This is a genomic window from Leucobacter iarius, assembly GCF_039530105.1.
Lineage (GTDB): Bacteria > Actinomycetota > Actinomycetes > Actinomycetales > Microbacteriaceae > Leucobacter > Leucobacter iarius.
Genome location: NZ_BAAAOB010000005.1, coordinates 189,577 through 203,749, shown reverse-complemented (window position 1 = coordinate 203,749; position 14,173 = coordinate 189,577). Strand labels below are relative to the sequence as shown.

At 71.4% G+C, this 14,173-nt stretch carries 13 protein-coding genes; 2 read left to right on the top strand and 11 right to left on the bottom strand.

Annotated elements, in window-relative coordinates:
- Positions 1 to 30: 30 nt before the first annotated feature.
- From ABD169_RS15230 to ABD169_RS15200, 7 genes are read right to left on the bottom strand one after another with little or no spacing between them, the layout of a single operon-like run.
- On the bottom strand, positions 31 to 735 hold the full coding sequence (locus tag ABD169_RS15230) for a response regulator (RefSeq protein WP_046456293.1): 705 nt from the start codon (positions 733 to 735) through the stop codon (positions 31 to 33).
- Entirely contained in the window at positions 732 to 3,233 is a 2,502-nt protein-coding gene (locus tag ABD169_RS15225; protein WP_344033474.1) for a DUF4118 domain-containing protein, read from the bottom strand. The genes ABD169_RS15230 and ABD169_RS15225 overlap by 4 nt, the downstream gene beginning before the upstream one ends.
- 4 nt (positions 3,234 to 3,237) lie before the next feature.
- Positions 3,238 to 3,852 (bottom strand): potassium-transporting ATPase subunit KdpC, encoded by a 615-nt coding sequence (gene kdpC / locus ABD169_RS15220; protein WP_344033473.1) that lies wholly within the window; start codon positions 3,850 to 3,852, stop codon positions 3,238 to 3,240.
- Positions 3,853 to 3,882: 30 nt separating this feature from the next.
- Positions 3,883 to 6,030, bottom strand: a complete 2,148-nt coding sequence (gene kdpB, locus ABD169_RS15215) for a potassium-transporting ATPase subunit KdpB (RefSeq protein ID WP_344033472.1) — start codon at positions 6,028 to 6,030, stop codon at positions 3,883 to 3,885.
- A gap of 2 nt (positions 6,031 to 6,032) precedes the next feature.
- Positions 6,033 to 7,706, bottom strand: a complete 1,674-nt coding sequence (kdpA, locus tag ABD169_RS15210) for a potassium-transporting ATPase subunit KdpA (RefSeq protein ID WP_344033471.1) — start codon at positions 7,704 to 7,706, stop codon at positions 6,033 to 6,035.
- Positions 7,706 to 7,792, bottom strand: coding sequence for a potassium-transporting ATPase subunit F (locus ABD169_RS15205; protein WP_046456298.1), 87 nt, complete (start codon positions 7,790 to 7,792; stop codon positions 7,706 to 7,708). The genes kdpA and ABD169_RS15205 overlap by 1 nt, the downstream gene beginning before the upstream one ends.
- Positions 7,792 to 7,926, bottom strand: coding sequence for a hypothetical protein (locus tag ABD169_RS15200; protein WP_255350871.1), 135 nt, complete (start codon positions 7,924 to 7,926; stop codon positions 7,792 to 7,794). Before ABD169_RS15200 ends, ABD169_RS15205 begins: the two co-directional genes overlap by 1 nt.
- A gap of 188 nt (positions 7,927 to 8,114) precedes the next feature.
- Here ABD169_RS15200 and ABD169_RS15195 point away from each other — a divergent pair, with 188 nt between their 5' ends.
- Both ABD169_RS15195 and ABD169_RS15190 read left to right on the top strand, forming a co-directional pair.
- Positions 8,115 to 8,768 (top strand): hypothetical protein, encoded by a 654-nt coding sequence (locus tag ABD169_RS15195; RefSeq protein WP_344033470.1) that lies wholly within the window; start codon positions 8,115 to 8,117, stop codon positions 8,766 to 8,768.
- A gap of 122 nt (positions 8,769 to 8,890) precedes the next feature.
- Entirely contained in the window at positions 8,891 to 9,520 is a 630-nt protein-coding gene (locus ABD169_RS15190; RefSeq protein ID WP_046456300.1) for a hypothetical protein, read from the top strand.
- A gap of 568 nt (positions 9,521 to 10,088) precedes the next feature.
- On the opposite strand, the gene pstB is transcribed toward ABD169_RS15190, so the two are convergent.
- The 4 genes from pstB to pstS form a co-directional block, all read right to left on the bottom strand.
- Positions 10,089 to 10,868, bottom strand: coding sequence for a phosphate ABC transporter ATP-binding protein PstB (pstB, locus tag ABD169_RS15185; protein ID WP_046454024.1), 780 nt, complete (start codon positions 10,866 to 10,868; stop codon positions 10,089 to 10,091).
- Between the two features lie 33 nt (positions 10,869 to 10,901).
- The gene (gene pstA, locus ABD169_RS15180) at positions 10,902 to 11,984 is read right to left on the bottom strand and encodes a phosphate ABC transporter permease PstA (RefSeq protein ID WP_344033469.1); all 1,083 of its coding nucleotides are present in this window, start codon (positions 11,982 to 11,984) and stop codon (positions 10,902 to 10,904) included.
- Positions 11,984 to 12,922: a phosphate ABC transporter permease subunit PstC gene (gene pstC, locus ABD169_RS15175; RefSeq protein ID WP_344033468.1), complete on the bottom strand. Its 939-nt coding sequence runs from the start codon at positions 12,920 to 12,922 to the stop codon at positions 11,984 to 11,986. The genes pstA and pstC overlap by 1 nt, the downstream gene beginning before the upstream one ends.
- Before the next feature lie 78 nt (positions 12,923 to 13,000).
- Positions 13,001 to 14,104 carry a phosphate ABC transporter substrate-binding protein PstS gene (gene pstS / locus ABD169_RS15170; protein WP_344033467.1) on the bottom strand — a complete coding sequence of 368 codons (1,104 nt, stop codon included), beginning with the start codon at positions 14,102 to 14,104 and terminating at the stop codon, positions 13,001 to 13,003.
- Between the last annotated feature and the right edge of the window lie 69 nt (positions 14,105 to 14,173).

The following is a 14,173-nucleotide window of genomic DNA, read 5'->3' as shown; positions in this document are numbered from 1 at the left end:
GACTATTTCGGTGCTCCGACACGGACGCCCCTACGCGGCGGTGCCGCCCCCGTCGAGCCGCAGCCGGTACCCCATGCCGGCCTCGGTGAGCAGGTAGCGCGGACGGGCGGGATCCGGCTCGAGCTTCTTGCGCAGCTGCGAGAGGTAGAGCCGCAGATAGCCGGTGTCGGTGACGTGCTCCGAGCCCCAGATGCTCGTGAGCAGCAGGTGCCGGGTCACCAGACGGCCCTCGTTGCGCACGAGGAGCTCGAGCACCTGCCACTCGGTCGGGGTGAGCCGGACCGTCTGCGCCGCGCCGTCGACGGCACGGGTCACGGTGCGCGCGGCGAGGTCCACCGTCGTGTCGCCGAACGAGACCACCGGGGTCTGCTCGGGCTGCGCGCGGCGCCGGGTGAGCGCGCGCACCCGGGCGAGCAGCTCGTCGATCGAGAACGGTTTCGTCACGTAGTCGTCGGCCCCGGCGTCGAGCGCCTCGACCTTGTCGCCGGCGTCGGTGCGCCCCGAGACGACGAGGATCGGCACCTCCGACCAGCCGCGGATCGCCTGGATCACCTCGACCCCGTCGAGGTTCGGCATGCCGAGGTCGAGCAGCACGAGGTCGGGCCGGTGATCGACCGCGGCCCCGATCGCCTCCGCGCCGTCGGCGGCGACGGCGACGTCGTAGCCCTTGGCGGTCAGCGTGATCCGCAGCGCGCGGAGGATCTGCGGGTCGTCGTCGGCGATCAGGATCCTCATCGGGCCTCCTCGGTCGGCTGGTCGGTCAGGCGGGGCAGCGAGACCACCATGGTGAGTCCGCCGCCCGGGGTGTCCTCGGGTTCCAGCGTGCCGCCCATGCCCTCGGTGAACCCCTTGGACAGCGCGAGCCCGAGCCCGAGCCCCGTCGAGTTGTCGGTGTCGCCCAGGCGCTGGAACGGCACGAAGACGTCGTCGCGGCGCTCCTCCGGAATTCCGGGCCCCTGGTCGACGATCCGGATCTCCACCGTATCGGCGAAGCTGCTGGTGGTCACCCGCACCGGGGTGCGGGCGGGGGCGTAGCGCGCGGCGTTCGCGAGCAGATTCACGACGACGCGCTGCAGCAGCACGGGATCCGCGAGCACCTGCGGCGCGTCCTGGTCCAGGTCGAGCTCGACGTCCGACGGGCCGAGACCGAGCTCGTCGAGCGCGGGCGCGATCACGTCGACGGGGTCGACGGGGATCGGCGCGATGGCGAGCACCCCGGCCTGCAGCCGGCTGACGTCGAGCAGGTCGGTCACGAGCGCGGCGAGCGATCCGAGGCTCTCGTCGGCGGTCTCGAGCAGTTCGGCGCGATCCTCGGGGCTCAGCGCCGATCCCGCTGCACGGAGCCCGCCGACGGCGGCCGTCGCCGCCGCCAGCGGGCGGCGCAGATCGTGGCTGAGCGCCGAGAGCAGGGCTCCGCGAACGCGGTCGGACGCGGCGATCGGGACGATCTCGCTCGCGACCTCGGTGAGCTCGCGCACCTCGAGCGCGGCCTCGAGCTGCGCGGCGAGCACGGTCAGGAGCCGGTGCTCCGAGGCGGCGGGCTCGGGACCGTCGAGCTCGAAGCGCGCAGTCGGTCCGACGGGCAGGCTGACGGTCGCGGGGCCGGCGACCGGGATCCCGGAGGAGGCGATGAGCACGTCTCCGTCGCGCAGCTGCGCACCCGTTCGGGCGAATGCCTCGCGCGCGCGATCCACGATCGCCTGCACCGCGTCCTGCCCGCGGATCACGCTGCCCGCGACGGTCTGGATCAGCTCGGACTCGGCGGCGGATCGGCGCGCGGCACGACTGCGGCGGGCCGCGCGATCGACGACGATGCTGACGAGCACCGCGATGATCACGTAGAGCAGCAGGGCGAGCATGTGCAGCGGGTCGGCGATGGAGACCGTGTAGAGCGGCTGGATGAAGAAGTAGTCGAGCGTGAGCCCCGACAGCACGGCGGCGAACAGCGCCGGCCAGATGCCGCCGACGATCGCGACCACGACGACGAGCAGCTGGTAGCTGAGCACGTCGCTCGTGATCGACTCGGGGCTGCGGGTGAGGCTCAGCGCCCAGGTGAGCAGCGGTCCTCCGGTGAGCGCGACGACGAGGCCGGCGATCCGCCGTTTCGCGGTGAGCGCCCCGCCCCTGCGGGGGAGCGTGCGGCGGCGGCCCGCCGCGGAGTGCGTGACGATGTGCACGTCGATGTCGCCCGACTCGCGGATCACGGTCGCGCCGATGCCCGGCCCGGTGAGCGCTGCGGCGAGGCGGCCACGGCGGCTGACCCCGAGCACGAGCTGCGTCGCGTCGACCGAGCGGGCGAAGTCGACGAGCGCCGTCGGCACGTCGTCGCCGACGACCTGGTGGTAGGTACCGCCCAGCTGCTCGGCGAGGGCGCGCAGCTGCACGAGCTCACCCGGCTGCGACCCCGCGAGGCCGTCCTGCGCCGTGACGTGCACGGCGATCAGCTCGCCGCCCGAGGATCGCGCCGCGATCCGGGCGCCGCGCCGAAGCAGCGTCTCGCCTTCCGGCCCGCCGGTGAGCGTGACGACCACGCGCTCCCGGGTCTCCCAGGTGCGCTCGATCCCGTGCTGGGCGCGGTAGTCGCGCAGGGCCTGATCCACCTCGTCGGCGAGCCAGAGCAGCGCGAGCTCGCGCAGCGCGGTGAGGTTGCCGAGCCGGAAGTAGTTCGACAGCGCGGCATCGATGCGCTCGGCCGGGTACACGAGGCCGCCCGAGAGCCGGTCGCGCAGCGCCTGCGGGGCGAGGTCGACCACTTCGACCTGGTGGGCGCCGCGCAGGATCTCGTCGGGGATCGTCTCGCGCTGCGCCGCTCCGGTGATCTGCTCGACCACGTCGGTGAGGGAGGCGATGTGCTGGATGTTGACGGTCGAGATCACGTCGATGCCCGCGTCGAGCAGTTCGGCGACGTCCTCCCACCGCTTCGCGTTGCGGGACCCGGGGGCGTTCGTGTGCGCGAGCTCATCGACGAGCGCGACGTCGGGTCGACGCTCGATCACGGCGGCGAGGTCCATCTCGGACAGGGAGACCCCGCGGTGCTCGACCTGGCGCAGCGGTACGCGGGGCAGTCCCGCCGTCATGCGCGCCGTCGCCGCGCGCCCGTGGGTCTCGACCACGGCGATCACGACGTCGCGGCCCTCCGCCGAGAGCCTGACGCCCTCCTCGAGCATGGCGTACGTCTTGCCGACGCCGGGGGCGGCGCCGAGGAGCACGCGGAGCCGTCCCCGTCCGGTCATGCTGCTATCCCTTCGCCGAATCCAACGCTAGGTTCAGCGCGAGCACGTCGACCACAGGCTCGCCGATGAAGCCGAGCGCGCGGTCCTTGGTGTGCGCGGCCACGAGCGTGCGCACGCGCTCGGGAGAGAGACCGCGCTCGCGGGCGACGCGATCCACCTGGATCGCGGCGTACGCGGGGCTGATCTGCGGATCGAGGCCGGATGCGGAGGCCGTGACGGCATCGGCCGGCACCGCGCTCTCGGCGACCCCGTTGAACGCGGCGATCTGCGCCTTGCGCTCACGGATCGCGGTGACGAGGTCCGGGTTCGACGGGCCGAGGTTCGAACCCGACGACGCCCGGCCGTCGTAGCCGTCGCCCGCGGCCGAGGGGCGGGGCTGGAAGTACTGCGGCAGCGGCGCGCCCTTCGCGTCCGAGAAGGACTGCGCGACGAGCGCCGAGCCGACGACCCGGCCGCCGGCGTCGCGCACGAGCGAGCCGTTCGCCTGCGCGGGCAGCGCGATCTGGCCGATGCCGGTGACGACGAGCGGGTAGGCGATGCCGAGCACGATCGTGCAGACCAGCATGGCCCGGATCGCGACCCAGGCCGTGCGGCCCGTGGTGCGGGATGAGACGTTCATTCGATGGCTCCTAGGTCGAGGGGTCGGGGGTCAGAATCCGGGGATCAGGCGGACGACGAGGTCGATCAGCCAGATCCCGATGAAGGGCGCGACCACGCCGCCGAGGCCGTAGATCAGCAGGTTGCGGCCGAGCGTCTGCGAGGCGCTCAGCGGCCGGTAGCGCACGCCCCGGAGCGCGAGCGGCACGAGCAGCACGATCACGATCGCGTTGAACACGATCGCCGAGAGCACCGCCGAGGCGGGGGAGTGCAGGCCCATGATGTTCAGCGCGGAGAGACCCGGGAACACCCCCATGAACATCGCGGGCACGATCGCGAAGTACTTCGCGACGTCGTTGGCGATCGAGAAGGTGGTGAGCGCGCCGCGCGTGATGAGCAGCTGCTTGCCGATGCGGACGATGTCGATGAGCTTGGTCGGGTCGGAGTCGAGGTCGACCATGTTGCCGGCCTCCTTCGCGGCCGAGGTGCCCGAGTTCATCGCCACGCCCACGTCCGCCTGTGCGAGCGCGGGGGCGTCGTTGGTGCCGTCGCCCGTCATCGCCACCATGCGGCCGCCGGCCTGCTCCTTCCGGATGTACGCCAGCTTGTCCTCGGGGGTGGCCTCGGCGATGAAGTCGTCGACGCCGGCCTCGCGGGCGATGGCCGCGGCGGTGAGCGGGTTGTCGCCCGTCACCATGACCGTGCGGATGCCCATCGCGCGGAGCTCGCCGAAGCGCTCGGTGAGCCCCTCCTTCACCACGTCCTTCAGGTGGATCACGCCGAGCAGACGGCTGGCGCCGCCCGCGTCGCGCACCGCCACGACGAGCGGGGTGCCGCCGCTGCGGGAGATCCCCTCGACGATCCCGTCGAGCTCTGCACGCAGGTTGCCGGCCGCGGGCGACCCCTCGGCCTCGAGCCAGGCCGCGACCGCGCTGCCCGCGCCCTTCCGGATCATGCCGCCGTCGGGCAGGTCGAGCCCCGACATGCGCGTCTGCGCGGTGAACGGCACGACCTCGCCGACGCCGGCCGCGTCGGGCCGTTCGCCCGACCGCTCCGCGAGCTCGACGATCGACTGCCCCTCCGGGGTGGGATCCGCGAGCGACGACAGGGCTGCGGCCCGGACGAGCTCCCGCTCGTCGACACCGCTCAGCGGCACGAACGCCGACGCGCGACGGTTGCCGTACGTGATGGTGCCGGTCTTGTCGAGCAGCAGCGTCGTCACGTCGCCCGCGGCCTCGACGGCTCGGCCCGACATGGCGAGCACGTTGCGCTGCACCAGGCGGTCCATGCCCGCGATGCCGATCGCCGAGAGCAGTGCGCCGATGGTCGTCGGGATCAGGCAGACCAGCAGGGCGACGAGCACGGTCAGGCTCACGGGGCTCGCCGCGTAGGAGGCGATCGGGTTCAGCGTCAGCACGACCACCACGAAGATGATCGACAGCGCCGCGAGCAGGATCGACAGCGCGATCTCGTTGGGGGTGCGCTGCCGGGCGGCCCCCTCGACGAGCGCGATCATCCGGTCGACGAAGGTCTCCCCCGGCTTCGAGGTGACGCGCACCACGACCCGGTCGGAGAGCACCCGGGTGCCGCCCGTGACCGCGCTGCGATCGCCGCCGGACTCCCGGATCACGGGGGCCGACTCGCCGGTGATCGCCGACTCGTCGACCGACGCGATGCCGTGGATCACATCGCCGTCGCCCGGGATCAGCTCGCCCGCGGTCACGATCACCGCGTCGCCGAGCCGCAGCTCGGAGGAGGGGACCTCCGCCGTCGCCGCGCGCTCGGCGCCGGGATCGGCGTCGGCGTCGTACGACTCGACGCGGTGCGCGACCGTGCTGGTGCGCGTGCGGCGCAGGGTCTCGGCCTGGGCCTTGCCGCGGCCCTCGGCGATCGACTCGGCGAGGTTCGCGAACAGCACGGTCAGCCAGAGCCAGATCGCGATCGCCCAGGTGAACGGTGCGGGCACCGCGCTGCCGCCCGAGGCGGCGGGCCCGCCGAGGAACGGCTCGGCGATGGCGAGCACCGTGGTGAGCGCCGCCCCCAGCCAGACCACGAACATGACGGGATTGCGCCACTGCTGGCGCGGATCCAGCTTGCGCACCGCGCCGGGGAGCGCCGCGCGGAACTGCGCGGGCGAGAGCCCGGTGCGCGTGCGCCGGACGGCGACGGCTTCCGGAGCGTGCTGCGTGGAAACGGACATGGCTATCGAAGCCCTTCTGCCAGGGGACCCAGCGTGAGAACGGGGAAGAACGTGAGTGCCGTGACGAGCACGGTGACGGAGGCGAGCATGCCGACGAACAGCGGGCGGTGGGTCGGCAGCGTTCCTGCGGTGGCCGGGATCCGATCCTGCGCGGCGAAGGAGCCGGCGAGCGCGAGCACGAGCGCGATCGGGATGAACCGGCCGAGCAGGATCGCGGTGCCGAGCGCCCAGTCGAGCCACGGCGTGCTCGCGGTGAGCCCCGCGAACGCCGAGCCGTTGTTGTTCGCGGCGGACGTGAAGGCGTAGAGCACCTCGGACGTGCCGTGCACGCCGTGGTTCAGGATCGACGTGCCGGTGACGCTGTCGCGCACCCCGGGGATCGCGAAGCTGAGCGCGGTGCCCGCGAGCACGAGCGTCGGCGAGATGAGGATGTAGAGGCTCGCGAGCTTGATCTCGCGCGGTCCGATCTTCTTGCCGAGGTACTCGGGCGTGCGGCCGATCAGCAGACCGGCCACGAACACCGCGATGATCGCGAGCACCAGGATCCCGTAGAGCCCCGACCCGACGCCGCCCGGGGAGACCTCGCCGAGCATCATGTTCAGCATCGGCAGCATGCCGCCGAGCGCCGTGTACGAGTCGTGCATCGAGTTCACCGCGCCCGTCGAGGTGCCCGTGCTCGTCGTGGCGAACAGCGTGGACCCGATGATCCCGAAGCGCTGCTCCTTGCCCTCCATCGCGCCGCCCGCGAGCTGCGGGGCGGGGCCGTTGCCGCCGGCCTCGAGCATCAGCAGGATCGCGAAGGACGCCGTGAAGAGGAGCGCCATGACCGCGAGCACCGCGTTGCCCTGGCGGGTTTCGCCCACCATGCGGCCGAAGGTGCGGGTCAGCGCGAACGGGATCATCAGCATGAGCACGATCTCGAACAGGTTGGTCCACCCGGTCGGGTTCTCGAACGGGTGCGCCGAGTTCGCGTTGAAGAAGCCGCCGCCGTTGGTGCCGAGCAGCTTGATCGCCTCCTGCGACGCGACCGGACCGCCCGGGATGCTCTGCGTCGCACCGGCGAGCGTGCGCACCTCGGTGAAGCCCGCGAAGTTCTGGATCACGCCGCCGACGAGCAGCACGAGGGCCGCGACGAAGGCGATGGGCAGCAGCACGCGCACGAGGCCGCGCACCAGGTCGACCCAGAAGTTGCCGATCGTGCCGCTGCGGCGGGCCGCGAGGCCGCGCACCAGGGCGATCGCGACCGCCATGCCGACGGCCGCCGAGGTGAAGTTCTGCACGGCCAGGCCCGCCATCTGCACGGCGTAGCCGAGCGTGCTCTCGGGGGCGTACGACTGCCAGTTCGTGTTGCCCACGAACGAGGCCGCCGTGTTGAACGCCAGGTGCTCGGACGGCGCCGGCAGGCCGAGCGCCTGCGGGAGCAGCGGCTGCAGCCGCTGCATGCCGTAGAGCAGCAGCAGGCCGACGAGCGAGAACAGCAGCACGCTGCGCAGGTACGCCTGCCAGGTCTGCTCGGAACGGGAATCGACCCCGAGCAGCCGGTAGGCCCCGCGCTCGACGCGCCAGTCCTTCTTCGAGGTGTAGACCCAGGCGAGATAGTCGCCCAGGGGGCGCACGAGCGCGCCGACGACGAGCGCGACCGTGGCGAACGAGAGGAGCGCGAACCACCAGGCCATCAGAAACGCTCCGGCTTCACGAGCGCGACCACGAGCATCACGAGCACCGCGATGCCGAGGACCGCGCCGACGATCTCGAAGACCATCACAGCTTCTCCACCGCCTTCCCGATCAGACCGACGAGCGCGAAGATCGCGATCGCACCGAGCACGGTGACGACATCAAGCACGAGAGACTCCCAGTTGGTGAGGATCGCGGCCCCGGGGCGGGGTCCGCGCACCGGTCCGAGGCAGGAGGCCTGCGACCGGTGCGAAGCTCATGCAACACCCGTCGGTGGGCTCCGGCGGGCGTCCTCACGGAATCCATACGGGCCGGGGCGCGGCGTCTACGGTTTCCATACGGGGATGTGGAGTCCTCGCGGTTCCCGGGCCCGCGGGGTACCGTGGAGGCCACCGATCGGAGCGGATCATGGCCGGAGCAGCGGGTGCACGAGGCGCAGTGCGGCGGCGGAGCACGGGACCCGTGCGGTTCGCGGCGACCGGCCTCGCGGTGTTCGCGGTCCTCGCGGCGACCGGGTGCGCGCAGGCTTCGGAGGCGCCGGTGCGGTCGGCGTCCGCGGAACCGAGCCCGGATGCGCCGAGCCCCTCGGGAAGCGCGTCCGTCGGATGCGACGCCGCGCGGCCCGATCCCGAGCCGACCGGGATCGCCGACCTGATCATCGGCCCGCTGAGCTACGGCGCGGCCGCCGAGGGGATCCGCACCGCGGACGGGCGGCCCGCCACCCCCGGGCCCGACGGCATCGTGTTCTACAAGCTCGGCACCCGGCTCGCGCTCGGCGCGAGCGCCACCGTCGCGATCGGCGACCCGGCCCGCGCGTACGCCGGGATCCGCACCGAGCAGGGGAGCGACGGCGGATACTCCTCCGTCTCCTACGCGGCCTGCGCGCCCGGCGACCCGCGGATCACCGGGGACGACGCGCCAGCCCCGGTGGGCGTCTGGTGGGTCGGCGGCTTCCTGCTGTCGGGACGCGACTCCGCATGCCTGCCGCTCGAGATCACCGTCGGCGACGACCCGACCGTGCACCGCGTCGATCTCGCGCTGCCCGCCGGTGCGTGCGGCTGACCGTGCGGCCCGGGGCATGCGGCCCGCCCGGAATGCGATGCCCGGGCGACGCGTTGGAACCCGGCGTAGACTCTCCGCGTCGCGCACCCGTGCGCGACGGAATCCCGACCCAGAGGAGGCGCATGACGCGCGAATTCCAGAAGCCGATGCTGCAGCCGAGCGCCACGTTCGACTGGATCATCGGAGCCGACGACCCCGCGACCACGCACCGCCTCGCGCAGGAGACCTCGTGGGCCCTGCTCGATCGCGTGCGCAGCGTCGCCGACCCCGAGATCGTCGAGCGCGTCGTGCAGCTCGCGAACGGGCGCGGACTCGAGGACGTCGCCGAACTCTGGTCGCACGCGGGCTCCCACTCGCTCGCGGGCGTGCTCTGGCGCCTGTACCTGATCCGTCGCATCGCGGCCGGCGACCCCGAGGGCACCGCCGACCTGTTCCGGCGGGGTGCCGCGGCCGCCGTCACGATCGACCCCGTCGTCGCGGGCGCCGCCGAGCCGGTCACGCCAGAATCGATCGCGGCGCTGTGCGACACGATCCTGCGGGGCGTATTCGCCGGTGACCTCGCCGTCGCGCTCGACCGGGCCGCCGCCTACTGCCGGATCCTCTCGCTCGGCTCCGCCGACCTCGCCGACTCCCGCGACCCCCACGACGACGCCCACGCCGAGCACCTCACCAGGCGCTCGCTCCGCTACGCGACCCTCGCCGAAGAGCTGCACGCCGGCGCTCGCCGCTGGCGCGACGGCAGCCTCGACTGACCGAGCGCGCCCGGGCTGCGCAGCGACTCTTGCGCTCAGCGGTGCCGCGTTAGAATGTTCCTGCCGGGCCGCAGTAACCCCGGGCTCCAAATTCAGCCGCTTCGAGCGGCCTTCCGCCGAGAGGCGTTTCTGCGGTCCGGTTCTTTCATGCCCGGGGCCGATCCGCCCCGGGCCTTTTTCGTGCCCGGACGGTCGTGCTCGTGACCGGGCGTTCGCGCCCCTGCTCGGGCGGTCGTGTTCGCGAGCGAGCGACCCCGCCGCCGCACGAAGGCCTGCGTTCTCGGCGAGGATCGGGTCCGCTCTCGACGGTCGGTGCGACGGACGAGGAACGGTGGGCCTGACGAGGGCGGGAGGAACTCACGAGGACCGGGCCTACTGACGAAGACCGGGTCCGCTTGCGGTGTTCGGGGCCGGTCCTCGACATCTGAACCGGCTCTCGACAGCGAAGGGGGCTCTCGGCGCCCGCCGTCGGGCCTCGCACCGGAGGCTGTCCCCCCCCCCCTGAAAACACGGATGGGCCCCTCCGCGCGAAGCGGAGGGGCCCATCCGTGAGCGGGGGAGCGGCTGCTTACCCGAAGCGGCCCGAGACGTAGTCCTCGGTGGCCTGCACCTTGGGCGTCGAGAAGATCGTCTTGGTGTCGTCGAACTCGATGAGCTTGCCCGGCTTGCCGGTGCCCGCGATGTTGAAGAACGCGGTGCGGTCCGAGACGCGCGAGGCCTGCTGCATGTTGTGGGTCACGATCACGATCGTGTACTCCGACTTCAGCTCGTCGATCAGGTCCTCGATGGCGAGGGTCGAGATCGGGTCGAGCGCCGAGCAGGGCTCGTCCATGAGGAGCACGTCGGGCGACACCGCGATCGCGCGGGCGATGCAGAGGCGCTGCTGCTGGCCGCCCGAGAGGCCCGAACCGGGCTTGTCGAGGCGGTCCTTGACCTCCTTCCAGAGGTTCGCGCCCTGCAGCGAGCGCTCGACGAGCGCGTCGGCGTCGCTCGACGACATGCGGCGGTTGTTGAGCCGCACGCCGGCGAGGACGTTCTCGCGGATCGACATGGTGGGGAACGGGTTGGGGCGCTGGAACACCATACCGACCTGGCGGCGCACGAGCACCGGGTCGACGCCCGTGCCGTACAGGTCCTCGCCGTCGAGCAGCACCTCGCCCTCGACGCGCGCGCCGGGGATGACCTCGTGCATGCGGTTGAGCGTGCGGAGGAAGGTGGACTTGCCGCAACCCGAGGGGCCGATGAAGGCGGTGACGCTGCGGGGCTCGATGTTCATCGAGACGCCCTCGACGGCCAGGAAGTTCGAGTAGTAGACGTTGAGGTCGTTGACCTCGATGCGCTTCGACACTGGGTGTGTTTCCTTCGGTTCGTAAGGTTCGGGTTATCGGCCGGTCTTCGGCGAGAAGTACTTCGCGACGAGACGGGCGATGAGATTGAGCGCCATCACGATCAGGATGAGCACGAGGGCGGCGGCCCAGGCGCGATCGAGGAAGGCTTCGACCGGGTTGCCCTGGTTCGCGTACTGCGTGTACACGTACACGGGGAGCGACTGCATGCGGTCGGCGAACAGGTTGTAGTTCATCGATGCCGTGAAGCCGGCGGTGATGAGCAGCGGTGCGGTCTCGCCGATGACGCGGGCGATGGCGAGCACGACGCCCGTGGTGATGCCGGCGATCGAGGTGGGGAGCACGACCTTCACGATGGTGAGCCACTTCGGCACACCGAGCGCGTAGGAGGCCTCACGCAGCTCGTGCGGCACGAGCTTCAGCATCTCCTCGCTCGAGCGGACGACCACGGGGATCATCAGCACCGAGAGCGCGACGGCGCCGACGATGCCCATGCGCACGCCCGGTCCGAGGAACAGGGCGAACAGCGCGTAGGCGAAGAGGCCGGCGACGATCGACGGGATGCCGGTCATGACGTCGACGAGGAAGGTGATGGTCTTCGCGATGCGGCCGCGGCCGTACTCGACGAGGTAGATCGAGGTCATGAGGCCGAGGGGCACCGAGATGATCGTCGCGGCGAGCGTGATCAGCAGCGTGCCGATCATGGCGTGCAGCGCGCCGCCGCCCTCGCCGACGACGTTGCGCATCGACGAGGTGAAGAACGTCGCGTCCATGCGTGCGACGCCGTTCCCGATGACCGTGATCGCGACCGAGACGAGCGGCACCATGGCGAGCAGGAACGCGCTGGTGACGAGACCGGTGACCAGGCGGTCGGTGGCCTGGCGGCGGCCCTCGACGGCGGCGGTGATGCCGGTGGAGGCGACCAGGTAGAGGAGCGCTCCGACGAGCACGGCGCCGACGACGCTGAAGTCGCCGCCCGCGGCTGCGGCGAGCAGCGCGAAGAGGGCGAACGAGATGACCAGGCTGGCCCCGAGGATGATCCAGGGCGTGCTGCGCGGGAGCCGGTTGCCCGAGAGCGCGGAGCCGGCGGAGACGGGGCGGATGGTGACGGCGGCCATCAGTTGGCTCCAGAGAACTCGGCCCGGCGGCTCACGATCCAGCGGGCGATCGCGTTGACCAGGAAGGTGACGATGAAGAGGATGAGACCCGTGGCGATGAGGATGTTGATGTTCTCGCCGTACGCCTCGGGGAACGACAGCGCGATGTTCGCGGCGATCGTCGAGGGGTTCTCGGAGGTGAGGAGCTTGAGGCTCACGATGCCGGTCGCGGAGAGCACCATGGCGACGGCCATGGTCTCGCCGAGCGCGCGGCCGAGGCCGAGCATGGCGGCCGAGACGATGCCGGGGCGGCCGAAGGGCAGCACGGCCATCTTGATCATCTCCCAGCGGGTGGCGCCGAGCGCGAGCGCGGCCTCCTCGTGGAGCACGGGGGCCTGCAGGAAGATCTCGCGGCAGATGGCGGTCATGATCGGCAGCACCATGACCGCGAGCACGATGGCCGCGGTGAGGATGGTGCGGCCGGTGCCGCTGACGGTGCCGCCGAAGAGGGGGATCCAGCCGAGGTTGCTGTTGAGCCAGACGAAGACCGGCTGCACCGCGGGGGCGAGCACGCCGATGCCCCACAGGCCGAAGACGACGCTCGGCACGGCGGCGAGCAGGTCGACGACGTATCCGAGCACCTGTGCGAGCTTGCGGGGCGCGTAGTGCGAGATGAAGAGGGCGATGCCGATGGAGAGCGGCAGCGCGATGAGGAGGGCGAGGACGGCCGCCCACACGGTTCCGAAGATGAGCGGGCCGACGTAGGCCCAGAAGTTCGAGGTGAGGAGCGAGGCCGATTCCTTCGTCGCGACGAACGCGGGGAGGCTCCTCGTGATCAGGAAGATCGCCACCGCGGCCAGGGTGACGAGGATCATGCTGCCCGCGAAGATCGCGGAGCGGGAGAAGATGCGATCGCCGAGGCTCAAGACCGGCTTGGCTGCCGCGGTGGGTGCGGTCACGGGGACGGGGCTCCTTCGAATACTGGTGAGAACGGCGCGAAGGGCGGCCGGGATCGTGTCCCGGCCGCCCTCTGCACGTTACTTGATCGCGTCGACCGCGGTCTTGACCTTGGCGGCCAGGGTCGCGGGGAGCGGGGCGCTGCCCGATGCCTCGGCGGCGGCCTTCTGGCCCTCTTCGCCGGTGACGTAGCCGAAGTACGACTTCACGAGCTCGGCGTTCTTGGCGTCCGCGTACTGCTCGCAGCCGATGAGGTAGCTGATGAGTACGATCGGGTACACGCCCTCCTTGTCGGAGGTGCGGTCGATCTTGACGGCGAGGTCGTTCGCGGTGCGACCGGTCTCGAGCTCCGAGTGCTCGGCGATGGCCGAAGCCGCCTCGGGGCTGTACTTGACGTACTTGTCGCCGACCTTGATCTCGACGGTGCCGAGCTTGCCGGCCTTCGACGCGTCGGCGTAGCCGATGGTGCCGACGCCCTTGGTGACGGCCTGCACGACGCCCGAGGTGCCCGATGCGCCCTCGCCGCCGAGCTCCTTCGGCCACTCCTCGACCGAGCCGGCGGCCCAGTCGGCGCCGCCCGCGGCTGCGAGGTAGTCGGTGAAGTTGCCCGTGGTGCCCGACTTGTCGGAGCGGTGCACGGCGGTGATGTTGGTGTCGGGGAGCTTCGCGTCGGGGTTCTGCGAGGCGATCGCCTGATCGTTCCACTTGGTGATCTTGCCCGAGAAGATCTTCGCGACGGTCGACGCGTCGAGCTTGAGCGAATCGACGCCCTCGACGTTGAAGATGATCGCGATGGGCGAGATGTAGGCGGGGACCTCGACGATGCCGGTGCCGGTGGCGCAGCCCTTGAACGGGCCGGCCTTGATCTCGTCGACCTTGAACGCGCGGTCGGAACCGGCGAAGGCGCTGGCGCCCTGCTGGAAGGTCTCGCGGCCCGCACCCGAGCCGGAGGGCTCGTAGTTGATGGTGACCTTGTCGTTGGCCTTCTGGAACGCGGCGATCCAGGCCTGCTGCGCCGAATCCTGCGAGGACGCGCCGGCGCCGTTGAGCTCACCGGAGAGGTTCGACTTCGAGGCGCTCTCGGAGGGGCTGGTCCCGCCCGACTCGTTGGCAGCGCAGGAGGTCAGCGCGATCGCGGCGATGCCGCCGATCGCTGCGATCTTGATCGCGGGAGAGATCTTCACAGTCAGATCCTGTCCATTTCTTCTGATGAACCGGCGCCGGGGCGCCGCGGGCTGGATGCCTCGGTTCCC